We start from the raw sequence: 24,087 nt of genomic DNA, 5'->3' as shown, positions 1-24,087 counted from the left end.
ACATGATCGGGCCTGCTCCAAATAGCCGGTCAGACCATCACTTGCGGCCGCGTTTCCGGCTGGCTTTGGCGGTTTTTGCCCCTTTGACCATTTTGCCAAAGGCCTTGTCCTTGGCGCGCCGCTGCGCCAGCGAGGCGGAGTTATGGGCCTCTTCTGCGGTCAGCTTGCGCCACCGCTCCAACCTGTCAGGATCGACCTCTCCGGCCGCGATGCCCGCCTGGATGGCACAGCCTGGTTCGCCTTCGTGGTTGCAGTTGCGAAACTTGCACTGCGCCGCCAGCTCTTCGAGGTCGACAAACACATCGCTGACGCCAGCGGCCGCGTCAGTCAGTTGCAATTCCCGCATGCCCGGCGTGTCCAGCACCCCGCAGCCACCTTCGATAAAATAGAGCTGTCGCCGCGTCGTGGTGTGCCGTCCGCGCGCATCGTCTTCGCGAATGCCCTGCGTTTCGATATCAAGATCGTCGCCCAACGCCTTGGTCAGGGTGGATTTACCCACACCCGAAGTACCGAGAAATGCAATGGTCTGGCCGGGTTTGACCCAGGCGCCCAGTTTTTCGCGCACATCATCGGCCTTTGCGTTCAAGGCCACAACAGGCACTTGATCGGACAGGGTCTCCGCCTCGCTGATGTAGGGCTGCGGGTCGTCACATTTGTCGATTTTGCTCAGCACGATCACCGGCGGCACCTCAGCGTCAAAGGCCATGGCGATAAAGCGCTCCAATCGGGCGATATTGAAATCGGCATTGCAGGAGGTCACGACAAACATCGTGTCGATATTGGCCGCAATCAACTGGATCTTGCGATCCTTGCCGGGGGCGCGTCGCCGGATCAGGCTTTTGCGTTCTAGAATGCGGCTGTGGGTCGGCAGATCTTTGTTCAGCATCAACCAGTCGCCCACCGTTGCCTCGGGCCCTGGTGGGATCACAAGGTCCACGCCATCGCCAAGAGCGCGCAGCCCGTTGCGATTGACTTCGGTGATGCGCACAGGAGGGGCGCCGGCCATTTCGTCCAGATCCGTTTGGCGGGCAAAAAATGACTGCCACCCCAACTGTTCCAGCGGTGACGGGGCGGGTTTCGGGTTCTCAGTGGAAGAGAGGAATTGGGAGTAATCCCGGATCATTGGGAAAGTCTTTCATGATCGGATCGCAGGTCGAGCCTGGATCTAGGTGTCAGGTAAAGCGCGCGCAGAACACTCCCGTCGCCTGCCCGGGTGGGCGGCGTTTCAATTCCGGAGCAATCTGCATACCGGGGTGGCCTCTGCCGCCCCCTCTTCACCAGGACATAAACTCTCCATTTCGCTCCGCGTCAGATAGCGGAGTTGGTGACTTTTTGCAAGCGGGCCACGGATTTGGCAGGCTCACCGTGTCAGCTCTCGCATCCCTCGATCCAGACCTGCCAGGGTCATGGGCACCATCTGATCCTCAAAAATCTCCCGGATCATCTGGATCGAATGGGTGTGCCCCCAATAGGCTTCTGGCACCGGGTTGATCCACAGATTGGACGACCATTGCGCCCGCGCCCGTTCCAGCCAGACCTGACCAGCTTCCTTGTTCCAATGCTCATTGGCGCCACCGGGATAGGCGATTTCATAGGGCGACATCGACGCATCGCCAACAAAGATGCATTTATAATCAGGCCCATAGGTGCGCAGAATGTCATGGGTGGAGGTCTGCGCATCCCAGCGGCGCCGATTGTCCCGCCACACCCCTTCATAAAGGCAGTTGTGGAAGTAGAAATACTCCAGATGTTTGAATTCAGCCCGGGCTGCGGAAAACAGCTCTTCGACCACTTTGATATGGGGGTCCATTGAACCGCCAACGTCGAGAAACAACAGAACTTTTACGGCGTTGTGCCGCTCGGGTCGCGTTTTCACATCCAAATAGCCGTGTTCCGCCGTGGCGCGGATGGTGCCCGAAAGGTCCAGCTCTTCGGCGGCGCCTTCGCGCACCCAGCGGCGCAGCCGTTTCAGCGCCACTTTGATGTTGCGGGTGCCCAGTTCGACATCTCCGTCAAGGTTCTTGAACGCGCGCTTGTCCCAGACCTTCACAGCCCGCTGATGGCGGCTTTCTTTCTGGCCGATGCGCACGCCTTCGGGATTGTAGCCATAGGCCCCAAATGGCGATGTCCCGGCGGTGCCAATCCATTTGTTGCCGCCCTGATGACGGCCTTCCTGGTCCTTTAGTCGCTGTTTCAGCGTCTCCATCAGCTTGTCAAATCCGCCAAGCGCCTCTATCTCCTGGCGCTCTTCCTCGCTGAGGTGTTTTTCCGCCATTTTGCGGATCCACTCTTCGGGAATATCAACAGCATTCAGCACGGCCTCGGCGGGCAGGGCGTCCAACCCCGAAAAGCTGGCCGCAAAGGCGCGGTCGAATTTGTCGATGTTGCGTTCATCTTTCACCATCGCCGCACGGGCGAGGAAGTAGAACGCTTCGATGTCATATGTGACGAGCCCGGCCTTCAACCCCTCCAGAAAGGTGAGGTATTCTCTCAACGACACCGGGATCGCGGCGCTGCGCAGGTTTTCAAAGAACGGCTGAAACATCGAAGTCTCCGTCTGACAGTCTGCCACGCGCCAGGCCAGCCACCTATCGCTGTGGCCAGCCCAAGATCGGACCTTTGGTTCAGATCGCCAAGGCGCGGTGGATGAAGATTGTGATCAGCAGCCCGGCGACACCCAAAATCATGGCAAGAACAGTGCCATATTGCAGCATGTCGGCCAGGTTGCCACCGCGTTTTTTGGCCGAAAGAGCCCCGAAAATTGCACCAAAAAGCACTGCGCCGATTACGATCATGGTTGTTTCCGTCTTATGTCTGTCTGTTTGATCGTCAGATGGGGCCGGCCAGTCCTTGGTCAAGGCAGCGGTCTCGTCTGACGATGCATTTGGCTGTATATCTGACTGTGTGTCCGAATGGGTATGCGTTGCGGATCTACATGGCAGATCATCGGCGCATATGCCAGCCATCTGCGGGCAGCGCGACATTTTAGGGCGGCATCGGCGGTGATCAACAGCGGTGATCAATTGCTCTGCCGTTGCGCCGCGGTCACGATGGCCCGGTGGCTGCCCCAGTCGGGGCCAAACCCGTAGCGCGCCCAGCCCTGACTGTCGAGCACCAGCGCATGGGCTCTGGCGCGTTGTCCCAGTTGATATCGCGCCTCCGCCTCTTGCAGCATCAAGGTCGCCAGGAGGCCCGCATTTTCGGCCCGCGCAGCTACCGGTATGGCAGGGCGCAACCGCGCCAGCGCCTGGGCTCCATCGCCTTGGCTCAGATCATAGGCTGCCATCTGCGCCGCAATACGGGCGCGCAATATCGGACTGTCGCGGCCCCCAGCCATGACCTGCAACGCGGTGGTGAAATGCTGCTGTGCGAGGTCTGGGTCTTCGGCCTGCAATATCCGGCCCAGCACATAGTGGTTGAAGGCCCGCCGGTGATCGCGCCAGCCCAAATCACGGGCAATTGCCGCGGCGCGATAGGCCGAAGGCAGTCGGGCGTGGCGTGGACGATTGGGCGCCAGCGCGCCCTCCAGTGCGCGGATCCAGCTGCGCGGTGTGGCAGGCAGTGGCCGCGCGGGCAGGCGCTCGCCGGCGGGGTTGAGCCGGGCCAGAATTGCGGGCAGGCGCGTGGCCACCTCGCTGCGGGTCATGCCGGTGCGCAACTCCGGGGCGTAGCTCGCCCGCAGGATCAGCATGTCAAACCCGGTCAGCACCGTGTGAATGTTGTCGTCGTTGAAGATCGAATTGGGCAGGCGGTAGAGATCATTCAACGGGCCGATGGCTTGTGCCAGTTCCTCGTGCAGGCAATCGCGGGTTTCCTGCGGGCTGACATCATTGGGGACGATAATGGCCAGTCGCTGCCGCTGGCGAAGATCGGCCCAGCTGGTCCGCGCTTGACGCTTGTTGCGCCGAAACTCTGCCAGCGACGCCACATTGGGGACCACAAAACAGGCCGCACCCGGGGACGCACGCAGGATCGCGCGGCGGGGCACCGCCTCAAGGGTGATTTCCGCGTCATCGGCGTTGGTCAGCGCAATCGCGATGCCCGCTTCGCTGCGCAGCCGCGCGAGCAGAGCCTCCAGATCCGGTCGCATCCCCGCGCTCGGATTGCCAGAGATGCGCAGCCGGATGGGGCGGTCAAACCGCGTGAACACCGGCAACTGGGTGCCACTTTCCAGCTGAAAGTGCAGGTCCAGAAAATCCCGGGCAATGTCGATGTTGGAGATCCGTGGCGCGACCGGGTGGGGGCGGGCAAATCGTTTGATCGGCGGCAGCACGGCAACGGCGAGCTCCGCACGGTCCGGCGGGCTGTTGGACGGGTGCGGCGCACAGGCTGTCAGCCCCCCGACCAGCACAAGCGCGCCAAACAGCCCACGGGTGAGGGGGCGGTTGCGCGACTGTCCTGTTGCTGCCGGGCGGTCACATCCGGCTTCAATGATCACAGATGTTCGGACCACAGCCGAAGGCTTTCGGATCGTGGTTAGTGAGCGGATCAGGGGCAGTGAAGTGAACAGCCGGATTGGCAAGATCTGTCTCCTGTAGGTCTGTCCCCAGCTTGTGCCCAAAGCCCGTTAACAATCAATGCTCTCTCTGACAGACAATGCGCGCCTCGGCCAAACGTCGCGCGGATGTGATCCGCACATATGCGCGTTCCACCCTGCAGGCTGATCTGTGTTGCGACCCTGCGTCAGACGCTAAGGTCCCAGACATGATGACCTCAGCCGCCCTGGGCCAGGCGCTCGGGGGCAGGCGCTGCGGCCGTCAGTATCGCCCTGTCGCGCTGGTCCTACTGCGCCGGGCGCACGCGGTTTTCTTGCGTGCCCAGCCCACTGATGCCCAGTTGCAGCACCTCGCCCCCGCGCAGATAGCGCGGCGGTGTCTGCCCCATCCCGACGCCGGGCGGGGTGCCGGTGGAAATGATATCGCCGGGCTGCAGGCTCATGAACTGGCTGCAATAAGACACCAGATGGGGGATCTTGAAGATCAACGTCGAAGTGCTGCCGCTTTGTTGACGCTCGCCATCCACATCCAGCCACAGATCCAGCGCATCCACATCCGCGATTTCATCCGGTGTCACCAGCCAAGGGCCAGTAGGGCCAAAGCTGTCGCAGCCTTTGCCCTTGTCCCAGGTGCCGGACCGGTTCAGTTGAAAATCCCGTTCAGAGACATCGTTCACGATGCAGAACCCGGCCACATGGGACAGGGCGTCATCCGCATCGATATAGCTGCCAGCGGTGCCGATCACGACGGCCAGCTCCACCTCCCAATCGGTCTTCTCGGACCCGCGGGGGATCTGAATTTCATCATTGGGCCCAACCACAGCAGAGGTCCATTTGTTGAAAATGATCGGCTCATCGGGAACCGGCATCCCCGCTTCTTCGGCGTGATCCGCGTAGTTCAGCCCGATACAGATGAATTTGCCGATCGCCCCAACACAGGGCCCCAGCCGCAGATCCTGTTGCGGCACGCCCGCCACCAGAGGCAGCGAGGTCGGGTCGAGCTCGCGCAACCGCTGCAGCGAACTGGGCGACAGTGCATCGCCTGCAATATCATCAACCAATGCCGACAGGTCGCGCACCGCGCCATCGGCGTCCAGCAGCCCCGGTTTCTCCTGACCTACCGGTCCGTAGCGCAACAGTTTCATCTCGTTTCCTCCCGCTTTGCCGTCTCGTTACGCGCCGCACGGCACCTGCTGTGCCAACGCGTGGCGCTCCCCCTCAGCGCCGTCCCCGCGCCATGAACGCAAGGCGCTCGAACAAATGAACGTCCTGCTCGTTTTTCAGCAAGGCGCCATGGAGTTTGGGCAGTGCATCCGCGCCATCGCGTTTCAGATCCTCAGGGCTCAGATCTTCGGCCAGCAGCAGTTTCAGCCAGTCTAGAACTTCCGAGGTGGAGGGCTTCTTTTTCAGCCCAGCCGTGTCGCGGATTTCATAGAATTGCGTCAGCGCGGTGGTCAGCAGGCTGTCTTTGATACCGGGATGGTGTACCGCGACGATTTTCTTCATCGTTTCGGCATCTGGGAACTGGATGTAGTGGAAAAAGCAGCGGCGCAAAAACGCATCCGGCAGCTCTTTTTCATTGTTGGAGGTGATGATGATAATGGGCCGATGGCGGGCGCGGATGGTTTCACCGGTCTCGTAGACGTGGAACTCCATCTTATCGAGCTCTTGCAGCAGATCGTTGGGGAATTCGATGTCTGCTTTGTCGATTTCATCAATCAGCAGAACGACTTTTTCGTCCGCCTCGAAGGCTTCCCAGAGTTTCCCTTTTTTCAGGTAGTTGCGCACATCATGCACGCGCTCTTCGCCCAATTGGCTGTCGCGCAGGCGGGACACGGCATCATATTCATACAGTCCCTGTTGCGCGCGCGTTGTGGATTTGACGTTCCATTCGATCATCCGCAGCCCCATGGCCCCTGCCACTTGCCGGGCCAATTCGGTCTTGCCTGTGCCCGGCTCACCCTTGACCAAGAGCGGACGCTCGAGGGTGACAGCGGCATTCACCGCGATTTTCAGATCGTCTGTCGCAACGTAGTCTTTGGTGCCTTGAAACCGCATATCTCTGGTGTCTCCATCGAAGTCTTCTGCTTTTCTGCCCAATGCAGCCTGGCAGGTCCAGACCGAACTCGGCCATATCGAACTGGGCCAGATCGAATTGAAACAGACAGAACTGAAATAGGCCCGCGCGAGGCGCAGGGCGATACAACGCCCGGTGGCGTTCTTATGCAGGTTTTAACCTTTTGTACGTATTATTGTGTAGTGACAACTGCCGTGCCAGAAGATAAACGCAGCGACATGCGGGGGGAGCCGCTGTGTTTTCGTTAACAAGACTGAAGAGAGACGGCAGTATGGGGCAGACCAAAGGTACCGAAATGAAGCAAGAAACGTTTCTTCCGGATGACTATCGTCCAGCCGATGATGAACCATTCATGAACGAGCGGCAGATGGAATATTTCCGCCGGAAGCTGCACGATTGGAAGCAGGATCTTCTGTCAGACAGCCGCGATACCATCGAAGGGCTGCAGGACAACACCCGCAACATTCCTGACGTGGCCGACCGCGCCAGCGAAGAAACAGACCGCGCACTGGAACTGCGCACCCGCGATCGCCAGCGCAAATTGGTCGCCAAAATCGACTCCGCGCTGCGCCGCATCGACGAAGGCGAATATGGCTACTGCGAAGTGACCGGAGAGCCGATCTCTCTGAAACGTCTGGATGCGCGTCCCATCGCCACCATGAGCCTCGAGGCACAAGAAAGACACGAGCGCCGCGAAAAAGTGCACCGCGACGATTGATTTGTTGAAATTTCGTAAGAAATCTGACGCCGGGGCCTGTTGCTCCGGCGTTTTTCCGTTATCTGGGGAAGACAGTTTTTTGCAGGGCCACCACACCCACCGCAGATAGTCAGGTTGCAATGGAATTGAACGACCAGAACATCACCATCATCGGCGCCGGAATTGGCGGGCTTGCGGCTGCGTTGGCGTTTGCCCAGCGGGGCGCAAAGGTGACCGTGCTGGAACAGGCCGAGGCGATCTCCGAAGTGGGCGCCGGGTTGCAGATCAGCCCCAACGGCTTGGCTGTCTTGCGGGCGCTGGGCCTGGCAGATGACATCGCCTGGAGCAGCCCGCGCGCGCGCGCGGTGGTGTTGCGCAGCCACCAGAAGGGCCGAGAGGTCCTGCGTCTGGACCTGGACCAATATTCCCCAGGTCAGAATTTCCATTTTGTTCACCGCGCTGATTTGATTGATATCCTGGCCTCAGCGGCGCGCCGTCGCGGGGTTCGTGTTCGCTTGCTGCAAAAGGTCGACCGGGTGCTGCCAGGTGACAAGCCCATGGTCTACCTGGCCAATGGTGCGCAATGCGGGGGCGATCTGGTGGTCGGCGCAGACGGGGTGCATTCGCACGCGCATCAGGCGCTCAATGGGGCATCAAAGCCCTGGTTTACCGGCCAGGTTGCTTGGCGCGCGCTGGTCCCCAACACCGCAGGTCTGCCCGCAGAGGCGCAGGTCTTCATGGGGCCGGGCAAGCATCTGGTGACCTACCCGTTGCGCGACGGCAATCTGGTCAACATCGTTGCGGTGCAGGAACGGCGCGCCTGGGCCGAAGAAAGCTGGCACATCGAGGATGACCCCGACAACCTGCGCCAGGCCTTTGCCGAGTTTGGTGGCGCCGCCGCAGAGCTGCTGGCCGAGGTCGACCAAGTGGCGCTTTGGGGGCTGTTTCGCCATCCCGTCGCTGAGCGTTGGCATCAGGGGCGGCTGGCAATCCTTGGCGATGCGGCGCACCCGACGCTGCCCTTCATGGCGCAGGGGGCCAATCTCGCGCTGGAGGATGCTTGGGTTCTGGCCGAATCCCTGCGCCGCGCCTCCACCACGGCCGAGGGGCTGGCGCTCTATCAAACCCGCCGCCGCGACCGGGCTGCACGCATTGTGCAGGCAGCCAATGGCAATGCCTGGAAATACCATCTGCGCCAGCCACTTGCCTGGCCCGCCCATCAGATTCTGCGCCTTGGTGGCCGCTATGCGCCCGAGCGTATGGTGCGCCAGTTCGACTGGATCTACGGACATGATGTGACCGGCGGTTATGTCCCTCCCGAAGAAGACAGCGGGCAGAATTCCGGCGGCTCGCTGGTGTCCCCGGCCTGACACCTGCCTGACACCTGCCTCAGCCCAGGGTTCGCCTGGGCCTGATCGGGCTGCCTTAAACTGTGCTTCCCTAAAAGCTTGCCGACACACAGTTTTTCCAAACCCACACAGGCCAAACCCGCACAGGCCAAACACAGGCAGGCCGATCCCCGGGCGAGCGGTCTGTTGGCAGGCGGGGTGCGCGTGGCAAACCTGTGTCAGAGATCCAGTTCGACCCAAACAGGCACGTGGTCCGATGGCTTGTCCCGGCCGCGCACATCTTTGTCGATTTCACAGGCCTGCAACAGATCCGCGGCCTGCGGGCTGAGCAGGAAGTGATCGATGCGGATACCGTTGTTTCGCTGCCAGGCACCTGCCTGATAATCCCAGAATGAATAGTGACCCGGACCCTGATGGCGGCTGCGGAAGGCTTCGGTGAAGCCGAGGTTCACGATCCGCTGAAACGCTGCGCGGCTTTCCGGGCGGTGCAGCGCGTCTTCGGTCCAAGCCTCTGGTTTCTTGGCATCTTCAGGCTGCGGGATGATGTTGTAGTCGCCCGCCATCAGCGCGGGCATCTCATCCGCCAGCAGATCTTGCGCGCGTTTGTACATCCGCTCCATCCAGGCCAGTTTGTAGGCATATTTGCCTCCTTTCACCGGGGTGCCATCGGCGTTCAACTCCACCGGGTTGCCGTTCGGCAGGTAAAGCCCGCAGACCCGCAGCGCCTGTTTGCCGACCACCGTCGCCTCGATCCAGCGGGCCTGCACATCGTCGTCATCACCGGGCAGCCCGCGGCGGACATCCTCCAGCGGCAGTTTCGACAGGATCGCAACGCCGTTAAAGCTCTTCTGGCCGTGGGTTTCCACGTTGTAGCCGCGCTCTTCAAACAGGTCGCGCGGGAAGGCCTCGTCCACCGATTTGATCTCCTGCAGGACAACCACATCCGGTTGCGCCTCATCCAGCCATTCTGGCAGGGCATTGATCCGGGCTTTGATGCCGTTGATGTTGAACGTGGCGATTTTCATGTCCGCTCTCCTGCCTGGCTCGCGTTGCTGCGTGCCTGTCCGTGTGATCCGCCAATTTGGCGGATCTGTGTCGCCAAGGGCCTTGCCGATCTATCGCCCAAACCGGCGGAGGGGGCAAGAGCGCGCCACCAGCCCGGCCCGCAGATCCGCCCGAATCGCCCGCGAAATATCGCGGCAGCGCAGCACAGGCCGGCGATGTTGTGCAGCGGCTTTGCAGATTGCGCGCTGCGCTTGCGTCAAAAGACGTAAAACCTTTGCCGCGTTGGGCTGTGGATAACTCTGTTGGCAAGCTGTGGCAAACATGTGGGTGGCCGGGTTCTGACCCTATCTTTCGACAGTTGCCGCAGCAAGCTCTTCCATTGCGGGCGCGTTAAATCAACCAAAGGTGGTAGATCGCGCTTGTTCCGGGCCGTTCGACGCGCGAGCCTGCAAATGTGAAGGGCGATGACTGTCTCGCCCCTCACACGGCCAGACCGGGAAGGGTGGACCAATATGTCCCGGTCATGGGTCTGCCGCCGCGGCAGGGATCCTTTTGGATCTGGTCCGGGGCGGAGTGGGGGCAATCCTGGGCCGTGCCCGCGCGGCACGCCCAGGCGCTCCAATCCGAGTATTGATCCAAAGCGCGCGGTGAAACCCGTGGGCATGTGTTGCGCGCGATTAAAGCTGGGGCAGGTGCAAAACGGGGCAAGCGTATAAGGGGGCAGGACTGTCAGGCACAGACAATTGGGCACAGATAGTCAGGTATAGGCAATCAGGTACAGACAATCGCGGACAACTGCCGTGAGGCGGCGGGCAGCACGGCCGGGCGATAAGAGCAGGGCGATAAGATCTGGCAAGACGACCTGGCAAGACGATCTGGCGACAGGGCAGTGGGCCAAAACAGGGCAGACCAAACCGGGCAGTTGGTCGGAGATGGGAAGAGGCAGCCCAGGCTCCACCGCCAGCCTGTGTTGCTTCACACTCGCTTCGGACTGACCACAGAACTCGGCGCGCTGACTGCCACGCGATTGATGTAACAGCGGCTCAGCGCCGGGATGTTACATCGAAAAGGACGTGCCACAGCCGCAGCTTGAGGTCGCATTCGGATTGTTGATCACAAACCGCGCGCCAATCAGCTCTTCGGTGAAATCGATCACAGCGTTTTCCAGAAACGGCAGCGATACCTCATCCACTACGACTTTCTCGCCCTGACCCTCCAGGATCAGATCATCCGCCTGTGGCGCGTCCAGTGCGATTTCGTACTGAAAGCCGGAACAGCCACCGCCCTCGACAGCGATGCGCAGCGCCTGGCCCTGATCAGATGCACCGATTTCGGCCAGCCGCGCAAAAGCACGTTCGGTCACTTTTGGGGGCAATTGCATGGCAGGTCTCCAAAGCCAGGGCACTGCCCAGTTGCGGCAGCCTCCATAATATAGAAAGGTGATCGCAAAGGGACAAGATTAACCGGGAAAAGATTAGTGAGCTATGCGCCTTATGCGACGATGCCGGACCGCAGCCGCGGCCGCCAAATCCCTGAGGAAGAGAGCAATTTTCGCTCTCCCTACCAACGTGATCGCGACCGGATCATTCACGCCAGCGCATTTCGCCGCCTGAAGCACAAGACCCAGGTCTTCGTCGAACACGAAGGCGACAGCTATCGCACCCGGCTCACCCATTCGATCGAAGTGGGGCAGGTGGCCCGCACCATCGCCGGGGCGCTTGGGCTCAATCAGGAACTGACCGAAGCGGTGGCCTTGGCCCATGATCTGGGGCACACGCCCTTTGGTCACACCGGAGAGGACGCGCTACATGCCCTGATGGCGCCTTATGGGGGCTTTGACCACAACGCACAGGCCATCCGCATCGTCACCTCGCTCGAACGCCACTATGCAGAGTTTGATGGGCTCAACTTGACTTGGGAAACGCTGGAGGCCATTGCCAAACACAACGGGCCAGTGGTGGGCGATCTGCCCTGGGCCCTGGCCGAATGCAACGCGGCGATGGATCTGGAATTGCACACCCACGCCAGCGCCGAAGCGCAAGTGGCCGCGCTCGCCGATGACATCGCCTACAACAACCACGATCTGCATGACGGTCTGCGGGCCGGGCTGTTCGGGGATGACGATATCGCTGGCCTGCCCGTGATTGGCGCGGCATACCGCCAGGTTGATGAACGCTATCCCGGGCTGGACCGCCGCCGCCGCCGCCACGAAGCGCTGCGGCGTGTGTTCGGCGTGATGGTGGGCGACGTGATCGACGTGGCCCGCGCGCGATTGATGGACAGCGGCGCCACCAGCGTCGAGGATGTGCGCAATCTGGGCGCGCCGGTGGTGGTGTTCTCTGATCAGCTCTGGTCCGATCTGAAAGAAATCCGTGCGTTCTTGTTCACGCGCATGTATCGCGCGCCCAGCGTCATGCGCAAACGGGCAGAAGTGTCCAAAGTGGTGGAAACCCTGTTTCCCCATTTCCTGGCCCGCCCACAGGATATGCCCGCGCGCTGGCAAGGGGATGTGGCCAAAGCGGGCGATCAAACCGCGCTGGCCCGGCTGGTGTCGGATTATATTGCAGGCATGACCGACCGCTTCGCCCTGCAGGAGTATCGCCGCCTGTTTCCGGACAAAGCTGCGCGCGCCGACGCAGAACTGAACATCTGATCCTCTACCCATGCCTAGTGCCGAATACACGGCACAGCGCAGGGTAATGCAGATGGTAAAGCACATGGCAAACCCATGCGAACGCGCCGCTCACCCCAGCGGCGCAAACCGTGTGACTGGCGGTAGAGCCTGACAAAACTGGCCCTACAAGCCGGGGGTGTTTTGCCCTTTCTTCACCCTATACGTCCAGCCAACCCGGCCAAATGTGGTTCCGTGCCGAAAGGCTGGGCCACATCAATAGCCGCACCGCCCGCCGCGATTCACGTCAAACCAAAGAGCCCAGCGATGACCCATTGGACCGTGACTTTTCAAGATGCCCCCGAAATGGGCCGCATCCGCGCCGACCGCACCCGTCGTGATGCCCATATCGCGTATGTTCGCGCGCATCCGCAGCTGCAGATCGGCGGCGCCTTGGCGATGCGCCCGGAACAGGATTTCCCCGGCGCTGTCTGGAACGTGGAGGCAGAGAGCCGCGATGAAGTGGAGCGGTTGATCCTGCGCGATCCTTATTATGTCGCCTCGCTGCGCCGCTACCAGATCACCGAATGGGGCCGCTTGCCGGTCACCGACGCGCCCGTCGCCTGATCCAGGGCACCAGAGCACAGGGGCAAACGCTGCGGCTCTGCCAAACCCTGACATCTCTGTACGTGATATCTACATCGCTCAGCGCCCCACCGCCTGCACCCTAGCTACGCGGCAAAGCGATACCGAATGCCTGGCAGGCCGCCACCCAAAGTCCGCCCAAAGGACACCAAAAGCCCCCGCAAACGCAGGGTGGCGCGTCCGCCGTGCGCGGCTGCGGGGTTGACCATTGGGCTGGGCGTGGTAAGCCGCAAAGTCGAACCAATGGGACGCCAGACATGAACCTCTTTACCGATATCCGCGCGCTTGTGCTTGACTGCCTCAATGCAATGGTGGCCGAGGGCGCATTGCCCGAAGGGCTCGATTTTGCCAATGTTGCCGTCGAACCGCCTCGCGACGCAGCTCATGGGGATATGGCGACCAACGCGGCGATGGTGCTGGCCAAACCGGCCAAGATGAAACCACGCGACATCGCGGATGCGCTGGCCGGTCGGCTGGCGGCCGATCCACGGGTGACCTCAGCGGAGGTTGCAGGCCCCGGCTTCCTGAACCTGCGGCTCGATGCGGGCTGCTGGCAGTCCGTCCTGTCCACGGTTCTGGCGCAGGGCACCGGCTTTGGCCGCTCCGACATGGGCGCCGGCCAGAAGGTGAACGTGGAATATGTCTCTGCCAACCCAACTGGCCCCCTTCACGTCGGCCACACCCGCGGCGCGGTCTTTGGCGATGCGCTGGCCAGCCTGCTGGATTTTGTCGGCTACGACGTCACGCGCGAATATTACATCAACGATGGCGGTGGCCAGGTCGATGTGCTCGCCCGGTCCGTGTACCTGCGCTACCTCGAAGCTCACGGCCAGGAAGTCGCCTTTGTCGATGGCACCTATCCTGGCGACTACCTGGTTCCTGTCGGCGAGGCGCTGAAAGCCAAAGTGGGCGAGGCCTATGTCGACCAGCCCGAAGATGTCTGGCTGGAAGAGATCCGCAATTTCGCCACCGACGCGATGATGGATCTGATCCGCGAGGATCTGGCCTCCCTCGGCGTCAAGATGGACAAATTCTTCTCGGAAAAATCCCTCTATGGCACCGGGTTGATCGAGGCCGCATTGCAAAGCCTTGATGACAAGGGTCTGATCTACGAGGGCGTGCTGGAGCCGCCAAAGGGCAAAAAGCCCGACGATTGGGAGCCGCGCGAGCAGACGCTGTTCAAATCCACCGAACATGGCGATGACGTCGACCGCCCGGTCAAAAAATCCGATGGCGCCTGGACCTATTTCGCGCCGGACATCGCCTATCACTTCGACAAGGTCGAGCGTGGCTTTGATATGCTGATCGACGTCTTTGGTGCCGATCACGGTGGCTATGTCAAACGGATGAAGGCGGCGGTCTCTGCGCTGTCTGATGGCCGGGTGCCGCTGGACATCAAGCTCTGTCAGCTGGTCAAACTGTTCAAGGACGGTCAGGAATTCAAAATGTCCAAACGGGCAGGGACCTTTGTCACCCTGCGCGATGTGGTGGACGCTGTGGGCGCGGATGTGACTCGTTTCATGCTGCTCACCCGCAAGAATGATCAAGGCTTCGACTTCGATCTGGACAAGGCACTGGAACAGTCCAAGGACAACCCCGTGTTCTACGTCCAATACGCCAACGCCCGGATCTGTTCGAGCCTGCGCAAAGCACAGGAAGCGGGCATCGCGGTGGATGACGCCACTTTGGCGGCGGCAGACCTGTCCTTGCTGAGCGAGCCTGCCCAGTTGGCAGTCGCCCGCAAGATCGCGGAATGGCCGCGTCTGGTGGAAATCGCAGCCCGCACCAACGAGCCGCACCGCGTGGCCTTCTACCTCTATGATCTCGCATCCGAGCTGCACGGTCTGTATCACCTTGGCAAATCGAACGAAGGTTTACGATTTGTTAATGAGAGCAGCCCTTCTGCAACACATGCAAAAATGGCGCTGGCAAAAACCGTTTCCATTGTCATTTCTGCCGGTCTTGGTATTCTTGGCGTCACACCGGCGCAGGAGATGCGATAAGCCAATATCGCCCAGGCCGCCGGATTGAGGCAGATCATCAACGAGAACCCGAGCGCGGCGCATCCTTTGCGCCTTGCCCGGGCAGTGAGGCGGAAATGGCGTATTTCACGCAGGCAGGTCACGGCCAGTCGTATTCCAATGGAGCAGAGGGCCAAACCGGGGCCCCCTCCCGTCAGGCCAGCGATGCAGCCCCCGCAGCCGGGAGCGATGGCCGCCATGTCTTTGGCCAGCCGCAACCCGTGACCGCCCCCGCACAGCGTGAACCCCAGCAACCGCATCCGTCGCAATTCCAACCGGCGCAGCCAAGTCCGGTGGCCACGACACATGTGTTTGCCCAGCAGCCCGCCGCGCCGTTCCAGCCCCGCCACGACGATGCGCGCGATGACGCGCAATCGGGCATGGCACAATCAGGCATGGCGGCACCGTCGCCCTTTACCCCGGCGGCACCCAGCTGGCAGCGACCGCAGGCCCCTCAGGTGGCACAGGGTGCCACGCACACCGATTATTTCGCCCAGCCTCACGCCCAGTCTCACTCGCGGGCCGGAACAGATCCCCGCCTGGCCCATGGCGCTGGCGATGCGCAGGATGCCTATACCGGTCCTGGCATGGGGCTTGGCACGGCCTATGATCCGCAGGGCTACGTTCCCGAAACCCCAGCAGGCAAGGGCGGTGGATATGGCAACACCCTCAGATCTCTGGGTGCAGTTGCGTCCCTGGCGCTGGTTGTCGGCATCGGCCTATGGGGCTATCAGCTGATTTCGCGCGATGTCTCCGGCGTGCCAGTTGTGCGTGCCGTCGAAGGCCCGCTCCGCATCCAACCCGAAGATCCCGGTGGACGTCAGGCCGATCACCAAGGGCTCGCAGTCAACGCCGTGGCCGCCACAGGCAATGTGGAACGCCCCGCCGATCGGTTGACGTTGGCGCCGCCCAGCTTGTCACTGAGCGAAGATGACCAGCCTGTGCGCGCCGCAACCGATGTATCCGCCACAGGCGCTGATCCGCAAAATGGCGAACCTGCCTCGACCCTTGCGTCGGGGGAGGCAGTGGCAGCCTATCAGGGCGGTGAAATCGACGCGCTGGTGGCAGAGCTGACCGCTGGCGTGCAGCCGCTTGATGGTGCAGGCACCGCGTCTGCGCCGACACCGGCTTCTGTGCAGGCGGCGCTGACAGCGGCGATTGATACGGCCAACACCAACAGTCTCAGCGGCAATCTGGCCGTGACAAGCCCCGCCATCGTGCAACCGGAACCGCTGCAGCCGGTGACAGTTGCGGCCGTTGCGCCAGCCACGAATCAAATCACGAATCAAAGCGAGGCCGCAAGCCAGACATCTGCTGCGGCGCTGGCGTTGCGCAATGCTCCGGGCGTGCGGGTCTCGCTGCGCCCGGCCACCCGGCCTGCGCGCTTCACCCCGGCACCGGCATCCACCCAGGCGGCCAGTCGCGCCACACAGGATGTCTCTCCCGACAGCCTGCCTGCGGGCACCCGTCTGGCACAGCTTGGCGCCTATGAAAGCGCCGAGGTGGCCCGCGCCGAATGGGACCGGATCGCTGGCCGCTTTGGCGATTACCTCGAAGGAAAGAAACGCGTGGTTCAGCGGGCAGAAAGCGGTGGGCGCACCTTCTATCGCCTGCGCGCCATGGGGTTTGCCGACCTTTCGGATGCGCGTCGCTTCTGCTCTGCGCTGGTGGCGGGCAACGCCGACTGCATTCCTGTCACAACCCGCTAAGCTCATGCCACGCGGCAAGCTTTATCGCGCCCGGCCCGAGCCGGGCGTTTGCTGTTGGGGCTGCTGGGAAAGATGGCAATCTCTTGCCATTACCCCATCTGTTTTAACGATCCTGCCATGGCGCACCGACTGGTGCTGATGTATCAGCGCCCCAGCACAAGAGGACAGCAATGCCATACGGAGCCACAATTCTAGATGCCGAAGGCACCCGCCTCAGCGCCGCGGAAAAGGCGTTGTTTCAGCGCGTCGATCCCTTTGGCTTCATCCTGTTTGCCCGCAACATCGACAGTGCCGAGCAGACCCGCGCTCTGTGTGATGAGCTGCGCAGCGCGGTCGGGCGGGACTGTCTGATCACGGTCGATCAGGAAGGTGGCCGGGTGCAGCGGCTGCGCCCACCGCTGGCGCGGCAATGGCGGCCCGCCTTGGATCACGCGCAGGCGGCCCTGGACCACGCGCAGGCGGCACAGAATCAGGCACAGGATCACGCGCAGGCGGCAGGCGACGGAGCCGTCCGCGCGATGTACCTGCGCGCCCGGCTGATCGCAGAGGAGCTGCGTTCGCTTGGCATCGACAGCAATTGCGCACCGTTGGCTGATGTGGCCGCGGATCAGACCCATCCGTTCCTACGCAATCGCTGCTACGGGGATGGTCTGGCCGATGTCGTGGCGCGCGCGCGTGCCACCGCCGACGGGTTGCTGGATGGCGGTGTGGTGCCGGTGGTGAAACATATCCCCGGCCACGGTCGCGCCACATTGGACAGCCACCATGATCTGCCTCGTATCGCCGCGCCGTTGGATGCGCTACGCGCCGTGGATTTTGCCGCCTTCCGGGCGCTCAACGATCTTCCGATGGGGATGACTGCACATCTGGTCTATGAGGCGCTGGACACACACCCCGCCACGCTCTCGTCCACTGTGATGCAGATGGTGCGTGACGATATCGGTTTTGACGGGCTGATCATGAGCGATGACATCTCGATGAAGGCCCTGAATGGTACGCCTCAGGACATCGCGCGCGACACCATCGCCGCGGGCTGCGATGTGGTGTTGTTCTGCAACGCGCCGCTTGATCAGCGCACCGCCGTGGCCGAGGCTGCAGGCACGATGTCACCGGCCGCTCAGGCCCGTGCAGAGGCTGCAGAGGCAGCCCGCCGCACGCCCGCACCGCTTGACACCGAAGCCGCAGAGGCAGAACTATCAGCCCTCATGGGCGGACAGGTATATGGCTGAAACACTCTTTGAAGACGACAGCATCAGCGTCGAAGACCGGCTCGCCGCCGAAGCGCTGATTGTGGATGTGGATGGCTACGAGGGCCCGCTTGACGTGCTCTTGTCCCTGTCGCGCACCCAAAAGGTCGACCTGCGCCGCATCTCGGTGCTGGAACTGGCCCGGCAGTATCTCGCGTTTGTCGAAAAAGCCGGAGAGCTGCGCATCGAACTGGCGGCGGATTATCTGGTGATGGCGGCCTGGCTTGCCTATCTGAAATCCCGCCTGCTGCTGCCACCTGACCCCACCGAGGACGGCCCATCCGGCGAAGAGCTGGCCGCGCATCTGGCCTTTCAGCTGGAGCGTCTGCAGGCCATGCGCGATTGCGCCGCAAAGCTGATGGCGCGCGATCAGATGGGGCGCAATTTCTTTGCTCGCGGGCAGGGCGAGGATGTCACCCGCATCCGCACCGTCAGCTATTCGGCCAATCTGCTGGATCTGATGCAGGCATATGCCCGCATCCGCACACGCGATGATTTCCGCCCCTTTGTGCTGGACCGCGAAGCTATTTTCACCATGGAAGAAGCGCTGGAACGCATGCGCCACCTGATCGGCTACACCGGCAGCTGGACCGATATGCTCACCTATTTGCCGGACGGCTGGCACGGGGACCCGATGAAACGGCGCTCTGCCACTGCTTCCACCTTTGCCGCCTCGCTGCAGCTGGTCAAAGAAGGCCGGCTGGAGCTGCGCCAGACCGAGACCTATGCGCCGATCCAATTGCGCATTCGTGACAAGGATACCTGATGGACGACCACAGCCAGGCTTCTGCCGAAGCGCAAACCGAGACCCTGTTTGATGCCCCCCCCCTAGCAGAGCAGGAACGCATGGTGGAGGCGGTGTTGTTTGCCAGCACAGAGCCCGTCACCATCCGGGATCTGGAAGCGCGCATGCCGCATGGATGCACACCGGCCACCGCGATTGAGCATCTGCGCAAACGCTACGAAGGTCGCGGTGTGCGGGTGGTGCGCATTGGTGACGCTTGGGCCTTGCGCACGGCGCCGGATCTTGGTTTCCTGATGCAGAAGGAAACGGTCGAGACCCGCAAACTCTCTCGTGCGGCCATCGAAACGCTTGCGATCATTGCCTACCACCAGCCGGTCACACGCGCCGAAATCGAAGAGGTGCGCGGCGTATCCGTATCACGTGGCACCATTGATCAGCTGTTGGAAATGGATTGGATCCGCCTCGGCCGACGCAAGATGACGCCCGGCCGCCCCGTGACCTTTGTGGTGACGCCGACGTTTCTGGATCATTTCGGCCTCGAAAGCGCCCGGGATCTGCCCGGCCTGAAAGAGCTGCGTGCCGCGGGTCTTCTGGAAAATCGGCCCCCGCCGGGCAGCTTGCCCATGGGGGGCAACAGCGATGGTGACGAGGTTGAGGATCAAGCAGAGCTGTTTGAAGACGACTAACCGCAGCGGGTCGCCAGATGCGCTGGGAACGTTAGGTGTCGGTCGGCCTTTGACCCGCCCTGAAAACACCGCATTTCACCCGTAGGTGTTATATGGGCAGCGGCGGGTGTCGGTGGCCTTTGCCGGTGGCCTTTGACGGTGGCCCTTAATGGTCGCCTTCGCCGGTCACTTGTGGCCGCCGTGTTTGAAAAGAGGGTTCGGAGAGGTTCGGGATGAATATAGACATGCTTCTGCGCATGATCGTGCGCCGCCTGATCGGGCGGGCGGTGAATGCTGGGGTCGATGCGGGCCTCAAAGCGGTCAAAAACCGCACAGCCACCCCGCCAAAGTCGACCGCAAACGCCCGTCGCAACGCGCCAGCGGCGCCAACCGATCTGTTGCAGGAGCCATCTGCGCAAACGTCACGAGAAGACGCAGACCGCGCCGAACGGCGGCAGCGACGCCAGGCCCGCCGCGCACGCCGGGCTGCGCGGGAAAACGCATCCTCTTCTGACAAACAGCTCTGACACATAACCCTGACACACAACCCTGATACACAGCGCCTAGATTAAAACCTGATCCCAGATCGCCATTCGGCGCATCTTGGTCGGTTCCGGCGTCCAGTCCCCAGTCTCAATGCCAGGATCCGTGAGGCACGTTTTAACTGCGCGGACTGAACTGCGCCGTCTTAACTGCGGAAGTGTTTCGACAGCTTCAGATCCTGCCCCTGATAGTTCGAGGCGATCTCCGCCCCATAGAGCTGCTCGGGCAGGGCCGACATCCGCTCATAGACCAGCCGACCCACGATCTGGCCATGCTCCAACACAAATGGCGCATCGTGGCAGCGCACCTCCAGCACACCGCGCGATCCCGCACCGCCCGCAGCCGCATGGCCAAAGCCCGGATCAAAAAAGCCCGCGTAATGCACCCGGAATTCGCCAACCATGGCCAGATAGGGCGCCATTTCCGCAGCATAAAGCGGTGGAATCACAATCGATTCCCGGCTTTTCAGGATGTAGAACGCACCGGGATCCAGAATGATCTGCCCCTTGGTGGTCCGCACTTCTTCCCAGTAATCCGCCGGGTCATAGTGGTTCAGTTTGGACAGATCGACGACGCCCGTGTGATGTTTGGCGCGATACCCCACCAGATCCCCCGTGTCAGGGCGCAGATCCACGGAAAAGCCAAGCCCATCAGAGATCACAGGATCGCCGGACACGATGGGGGTGGTGTCATGCACCGCGCGCAGTTCCGCGTCGCTCAGAAAGGTGCGGCCCTGCCGGAAAATGATCTGCGTCAGCAAATGGCCAGGCTGCACCAGAACCGAAAAGCTCTGCGGACAGATTTCCGCATAAAGCTGGCCCTTATAGCCATCAGGCACCCGATCAAACTCCACCCCCTGATCGGTAATCACACGGGTCATCACATCCAACCGCCCGATGGAGGATTTCGCGCTGGCCGCCGCTGTCATGCCCTGCGGCAGACGGATGCGCTCCATCAGCGGCACGACATAAACGCAGCCTTTTTCCAGCACCGCACCACCTGTCAGCGCGACCTTGTGCATCGTCAGATCTTCCAGCCGATCCGCGACGCTGCGGCCCTGACCTGGCAAGAAAGAGGCGCGCACCCGGTAGGCGCAATCGCTCAGCCGCAAATCAAGGCTGGCGGGCTGGATCTGATCGTTCAGGATCGGGGCTGCAGCAGCGATCGCGCCTTCGGTGATCATCTGCCGGATCTGCAGATCTGCCAGCACGCCGTGGTCGCAAGTCGCAGATGGCGGCGGGGTGCCCGCACGGGACGTCGCTGTCTCAGATCGCATCGCAGTCTCCCAACGCCCTGATTTCTGTAGGCTTTCCTGATCGGATCGACCGGGACCGCAGATACAAAAACACCCACCCCAAGTCAGGGGCGGGCGTTTTTAGGCCCCTTGAACAGGGCGGGGTATTTGGTCGGGCTAGCAGGACTCGAACCTGCGACCTTCCGTCCCCCAGACGGACGCGCTACCAGGCTGCGCTATAGCCCGTTGCGCTGGTTTCTACCCTTTTTTCGCACAAGGGCAAGCGAAAAAGCCGAAGTTTTCTCTCCGCTTGCCAAGTTTCTCATGCGCGCGCCGCCGTCAGGACGCAAAGCGGCGCAGCGCCTCGGCGCAGTCAGCCGCCTCCGCCTGTGACGAAGCAGGCAGGCGATCAACCTGCGCCAACAGGCTCAGCGGGCCTGCAACAGGATCTGGCACGCCGCGCGCCATATCTGGCACCACCACAACCCGTGGTTTGACAGGGGCCGCCGCCGCACCTGCGCCGGCAGGTTCAACTGCGGGTTCAGCTACCGGTTCCGGAGTGGGTTCCGGCGCAGGATCAAAGGCCACGTCGAATTCGGGCTCAATGGCGCTTGTTACGTCCGGTTCAGGTATTTGCTCAGGCTCGTATCCAGGCACATGTTCAGGATCTGGTAGCGCCGCAGCGGGCGCTTCCAGCGCCTCCTCAGGTGCATCTGGGATCGGCGCTGGATCAGCCACTGGCTCTTCCGTCTGCGCCGCCTCAGCGCTTGGCACCTCTGCCAGAACTGGCTCAGCCACTTCGCTCTCAGAGGGCACCTGTTCAGAGGGCGCGGGGTCAGACATTACTGGGTCAGCCAGTTCAGGTTCAGACTGGGCTGATTCAGACATTGCCGGTTCAACCAGCAGGTCGACCAATGCCTCAGGCTCGGGCTGTTCCGCGTTGACTGGTTCCGCTTGGGTCTGCTCGCCAGGGGGCTGCTCGGTAAGGACCTGTTCGCTAAGGCCCTGTTCGCTAAGGGCTTGTTCGGCAGCGGTTTCCTCGACGAGGAGCTGGGCCTGTTCGGGCTCTGCTGTCTCGACTGGTTCTGCGTCGCTCAGCTCTGCAGCAAAGGCAGGTGTTTCCGGAAGTTGCGGCTCCTCTTGCGCCAGATCACTTGCGGCCGCGCCGAGAGTGCCCAGATCAGCGCCCATATCCCCATCGGACAGTGGCTGGGTGTCTGTATCATCGACCGCTGGCGACAACAGCTCCTGCGCCGCGCCTTCGGAGTGCGGCGCGACCTCCAGTTCCGGCTCAATCTCTTGATCAGCGGCCACGATATCTTCGACGGCGGGCGCGGGCTCTGTCGAGGTTGCGGTCTGCTCGACATCGGCATGGCTTGTGGAGAGGCCCATTTCGGGATCGCCGCTGTCTGTCAGGGCAACGCTCTCAATCGGGTCTTCCGCCGCAGGCAGGTCGATCTCCGCGGTCTCGGCCGGGGTCTCTGCCTCGGCTGCGGCGGGAGCAAGCGTTGCATCGGGCGAAGCAGGCGGTGGGATATCACCAACTGCAGGCGCAGGCGCGCTGTCCATAACCACATCCGCAGGAGATACCGATGGTTGAGCGTTCAGCGGGGTCCCTGAAGGTTCAGCCTGCGGGATGCTGTCCTGGGCGGTGCTGTCCTGGGCGATGTTGTGTTGGGCGGCGCTGTCTTGCCCGGTGGCCTCAGGCGTGTCCGATGCTGGGGCGTGCAAGGCCGCGGTTTCGACTTGCTCTGCCGCAGCCTGTGCGGCTGGCGCAGCAGCCGTTGGGGCGGGGGCGGCAGGGGAAGGCGCCGCCAGTCCAGACAGCAGATCCGGCTGCTCGGCGTCCTCGCTTGGTTCTGCAAGCGGTGGGGCGGAGGGCTGCTGCGCGGCTGCGTACGAAGGGTCTCCATGCTGCGGGGCAGCGGCGGCGGGTTGGGCCGGTTCAAACCCCATGGAGGTCTGCGCCTCAGCCGGTGCCTCGGCCGCAGGCGCTGTCATTGGTGCCGCCGGTGTGGGCTGCGCAGTCGGGGCGGGCGCGTCAGGAACCTGTGCCGCCTCCACCGATGGCGGCGCAGCCGGGGCCGCAGCGGGAGCGGGCGCCGCAGTGCTCAGCGGGGCACTTGCCACCGGATCTGCACTCGCCGACGTAGCAACCGGATCTGCCGAATCTGCAGGGGCAGTGGCCCCGGTCTCCGGCAACGGTTCGGTCACAGGCGGTTGCTGCGGTGCAGCGGGCTGCGCAGATGCTGGCGCGGCTGTCGAGGTCGTTGTTGTTTCAGCCAAGGCCTGTGGCGCAGGCTGCGGAGCAGGTGATTGCTGCGCCGCTGATTGATCTGTTGCTTGACCTGTCGGCTCACCTGTTGGCTCGACGACTGGTTCGACCGGGGGCGGGAGAGGCGCCTGTTCGGCTTCTCGACCAGCGGCTTGGCCACTTGTTTGCCCGGCGGTTTGTCCGCTGGTTTGGACGGCGCCCTGTGAGATAGGCTGCGCAGCCGGCGTCGCGATCGGTGCTGCTGCCGGTGTCGCTGCTGCCGGAGTTGCTGCGGGCTGTGCCAGCGGTGCAGCGGGCGCGGCCGTTGGCGCGGCGGCTTGTACCGGTGTCTGACGGGGTGTTTGGCTTTGCGTCTGAACAGGTGCTTGACCGGGTGCCTGCGCTGGCATCGACGCGGCCGTTTGCTCCACTGCCGGGGCGGCGGCGGCAGGTTCAGCAGCAACAGGCGCGGGTGGGATAGGCTCGGCTGTCTTTGCGACCTCAGTGCGTGCCACTGGTGTCGGCTCTGGCGCGACATTAGTATCTGCCGGAGTATCGGCCTGCGTTACTGCCTGACTGTCTGGTTCCACCTGCGGAACTGGAGGTATTGGCGCGCTCTCAGATACCGGTTCCTGCGCAACAGCTGCCTCGTGTAAATGCCGTTTCAAAAATCCCCAAAAGTGGCGAAGTAAAATTCCCCACTTTCTGGTCTCGGTGATCAGCCGGTTGTTGCGATCAGTTTCTCCTTTTTTGGTGGTCGGCCGCGTCGCTTTGGTGCGGGCGGTGGTGT

At 62.2% G+C, this 24,087-nt stretch carries 21 protein-coding genes and 1 tRNA gene; 11 read left to right on the top strand and 11 right to left on the bottom strand.

What is annotated here, in order from left to right:
- Positions 1-37: 37 nt before the first annotated feature.
- The 6 genes from rsgA to Q0C28_RS02785 all read right to left on the bottom strand — a co-directional run bounded on the left by rsgA (position 38) and on the right by Q0C28_RS02785 (position 6,553).
- Positions 38-1,123, bottom strand: coding sequence for a ribosome small subunit-dependent GTPase A (gene rsgA / locus Q0C28_RS02810; protein WP_293573129.1), 1,086 nt, complete (start codon positions 1,121-1,123; stop codon positions 38-40).
- A gap of 237 nt (positions 1,124-1,360) precedes the next feature.
- A complete protein-coding gene (locus Q0C28_RS02805) occupies positions 1,361-2,545 on the bottom strand; it encodes a VWA domain-containing protein (protein ID WP_293573128.1) in 1,185 nt (394 codons plus the stop codon).
- 79 nt (positions 2,546-2,624) lie between these two features.
- Complete coding sequence (locus tag Q0C28_RS02800; protein WP_293573127.1) at positions 2,625-2,795, bottom strand: hypothetical protein; 171 nt, start codon at positions 2,793-2,795, stop codon at positions 2,625-2,627.
- A 224-nt stretch (positions 2,796-3,019) separates the two neighbouring features.
- Positions 3,020-4,453 (bottom strand): DUF2927 domain-containing protein, encoded by a 1,434-nt coding sequence (locus Q0C28_RS02795; protein ID WP_366934222.1) that lies wholly within the window; start codon positions 4,451-4,453, stop codon positions 3,020-3,022.
- A 329-nt stretch (positions 4,454-4,782) separates the two neighbouring features.
- The gene (locus Q0C28_RS02790; RefSeq protein WP_293573126.1) at positions 4,783-5,640 is read right to left on the bottom strand and encodes a fumarylacetoacetate hydrolase family protein; all 858 of its coding nucleotides are present in this window, start codon (positions 5,638-5,640) and stop codon (positions 4,783-4,785) included.
- A gap of 73 nt (positions 5,641-5,713) precedes the next feature.
- Positions 5,714-6,553 (bottom strand): MoxR family ATPase, encoded by an 840-nt coding sequence (locus Q0C28_RS02785; protein ID WP_293573125.1) that lies wholly within the window; start codon positions 6,551-6,553, stop codon positions 5,714-5,716.
- A 314-nt stretch (positions 6,554-6,867) separates the two neighbouring features.
- Here Q0C28_RS02785 and dksA point away from each other — a divergent pair, with 314 nt between their 5' ends.
- Together dksA and Q0C28_RS02775 are read left to right on the top strand one after the other, a co-directional pair.
- Positions 6,868-7,290 (top strand): RNA polymerase-binding protein DksA, encoded by a 423-nt coding sequence (dksA, locus tag Q0C28_RS02780; RefSeq protein WP_293573124.1) that lies wholly within the window; start codon positions 6,868-6,870, stop codon positions 7,288-7,290.
- Between the two features lie 119 nt (positions 7,291-7,409).
- The gene (locus tag Q0C28_RS02775) at positions 7,410-8,639 is read left to right on the top strand and encodes an FAD-dependent monooxygenase (protein WP_293573123.1); all 1,230 of its coding nucleotides are present in this window, start codon (positions 7,410-7,412) and stop codon (positions 8,637-8,639) included.
- Positions 8,640-8,836: 197 nt separating this feature from the next.
- Here the strand turns inward: Q0C28_RS02775 and xth are convergent, their stop codons facing one another.
- Positions 8,837-9,643, bottom strand: coding sequence for an exodeoxyribonuclease III (gene xth, locus Q0C28_RS02770; RefSeq protein ID WP_293573122.1), 807 nt, complete (start codon positions 9,641-9,643; stop codon positions 8,837-8,839).
- A gap of 1,037 nt (positions 9,644-10,680) precedes the next feature.
- Positions 10,681-11,004 carry an iron-sulfur cluster assembly accessory protein gene (locus Q0C28_RS02765; RefSeq protein WP_293573121.1) on the bottom strand — a complete coding sequence of 108 codons (324 nt, stop codon included), beginning with the start codon at positions 11,002-11,004 and terminating at the stop codon, positions 10,681-10,683.
- A 96-nt stretch (positions 11,005-11,100) separates the two neighbouring features.
- Between Q0C28_RS02765 and Q0C28_RS02760 the strand changes: the two genes are divergently transcribed.
- The 8 genes from Q0C28_RS02760 (at position 11,101) to Q0C28_RS02725 (ending at position 19,793) form a co-directional block, all read left to right on the top strand.
- On the top strand, positions 11,101-12,276 hold the full coding sequence (locus tag Q0C28_RS02760; RefSeq protein WP_293573120.1) for a deoxyguanosinetriphosphate triphosphohydrolase: 1,176 nt from the start codon (positions 11,101-11,103) through the stop codon (positions 12,274-12,276).
- 285 nt (positions 12,277-12,561) lie between these two features.
- On the top strand, positions 12,562-12,861 hold the full coding sequence (locus Q0C28_RS02755) for a YciI family protein (RefSeq protein ID WP_293573119.1): 300 nt from the start codon (positions 12,562-12,564) through the stop codon (positions 12,859-12,861).
- A 275-nt stretch (positions 12,862-13,136) separates the two neighbouring features.
- Positions 13,137-14,882, top strand: a complete 1,746-nt coding sequence (gene argS / locus Q0C28_RS02750) for an arginine--tRNA ligase (RefSeq protein WP_293573118.1) — start codon at positions 13,137-13,139, stop codon at positions 14,880-14,882.
- Positions 14,883-14,977: 95 nt separating this feature from the next.
- A complete protein-coding gene (locus tag Q0C28_RS02745; RefSeq protein WP_293573117.1) occupies positions 14,978-16,609 on the top strand; it encodes an SPOR domain-containing protein in 1,632 nt (543 codons plus the stop codon).
- A gap of 170 nt (positions 16,610-16,779) precedes the next feature.
- Positions 16,780-17,838 (top strand): beta-N-acetylhexosaminidase, encoded by a 1,059-nt coding sequence (gene nagZ / locus Q0C28_RS02740; protein WP_293573116.1) that lies wholly within the window; start codon positions 16,780-16,782, stop codon positions 17,836-17,838.
- The gene (locus Q0C28_RS02735; protein WP_293573115.1) at positions 17,831-18,622 is read left to right on the top strand and encodes a ScpA family protein; all 792 of its coding nucleotides are present in this window, start codon (positions 17,831-17,833) and stop codon (positions 18,620-18,622) included. The genes nagZ and Q0C28_RS02735 overlap by 8 nt, the downstream gene beginning before the upstream one ends.
- Entirely contained in the window at positions 18,622-19,287 is a 666-nt protein-coding gene (gene scpB / locus Q0C28_RS02730) for an SMC-Scp complex subunit ScpB (protein WP_293573114.1), read from the top strand. The genes Q0C28_RS02735 and scpB overlap by 1 nt, the downstream gene beginning before the upstream one ends.
- A gap of 224 nt (positions 19,288-19,511) precedes the next feature.
- On the top strand, positions 19,512-19,793 hold the full coding sequence (locus Q0C28_RS02725; RefSeq protein ID WP_293573113.1) for a hypothetical protein: 282 nt from the start codon (positions 19,512-19,514) through the stop codon (positions 19,791-19,793).
- Positions 19,794-19,954: 161 nt separating this feature from the next.
- On the opposite strand, the gene Q0C28_RS02720 is transcribed toward Q0C28_RS02725, so the two are convergent.
- From Q0C28_RS02720 to Q0C28_RS02710, 3 genes are all read right to left on the bottom strand, one after another.
- Positions 19,955-21,085, bottom strand: coding sequence for a 2'-deoxycytidine 5'-triphosphate deaminase (locus Q0C28_RS02720; protein WP_293573112.1), 1,131 nt, complete (start codon positions 21,083-21,085; stop codon positions 19,955-19,957).
- 127 nt (positions 21,086-21,212) lie between these two features.
- Positions 21,213-21,289, bottom strand: a tRNA-Pro gene (locus tag Q0C28_RS02715).
- Positions 21,290-21,382: 93 nt separating this feature from the next.
- Positions 21,383-23,257 (bottom strand): hypothetical protein, encoded by a 1,875-nt coding sequence (locus tag Q0C28_RS02710; protein WP_293573111.1) that lies wholly within the window; start codon positions 23,255-23,257, stop codon positions 21,383-21,385.
- A 296-nt stretch (positions 23,258-23,553) separates the two neighbouring features.
- Here Q0C28_RS02710 and Q0C28_RS02705 point away from each other — a divergent pair, with 296 nt between their 5' ends.
- Positions 23,554-23,778, top strand: a complete 225-nt coding sequence (locus Q0C28_RS02705; protein WP_293573110.1) for a hypothetical protein — start codon at positions 23,554-23,556, stop codon at positions 23,776-23,778.
- The last annotated feature ends 309 nt before the right edge of the window (positions 23,779-24,087 follow it).

The organism is Phaeobacter sp. (assembly GCF_022825805.1).
Lineage (GTDB): Bacteria > Pseudomonadota > Alphaproteobacteria > Rhodobacterales > Rhodobacteraceae > Phaeobacter.
This window is presented reverse-complemented; position numbering and strand designations above follow the sequence as displayed.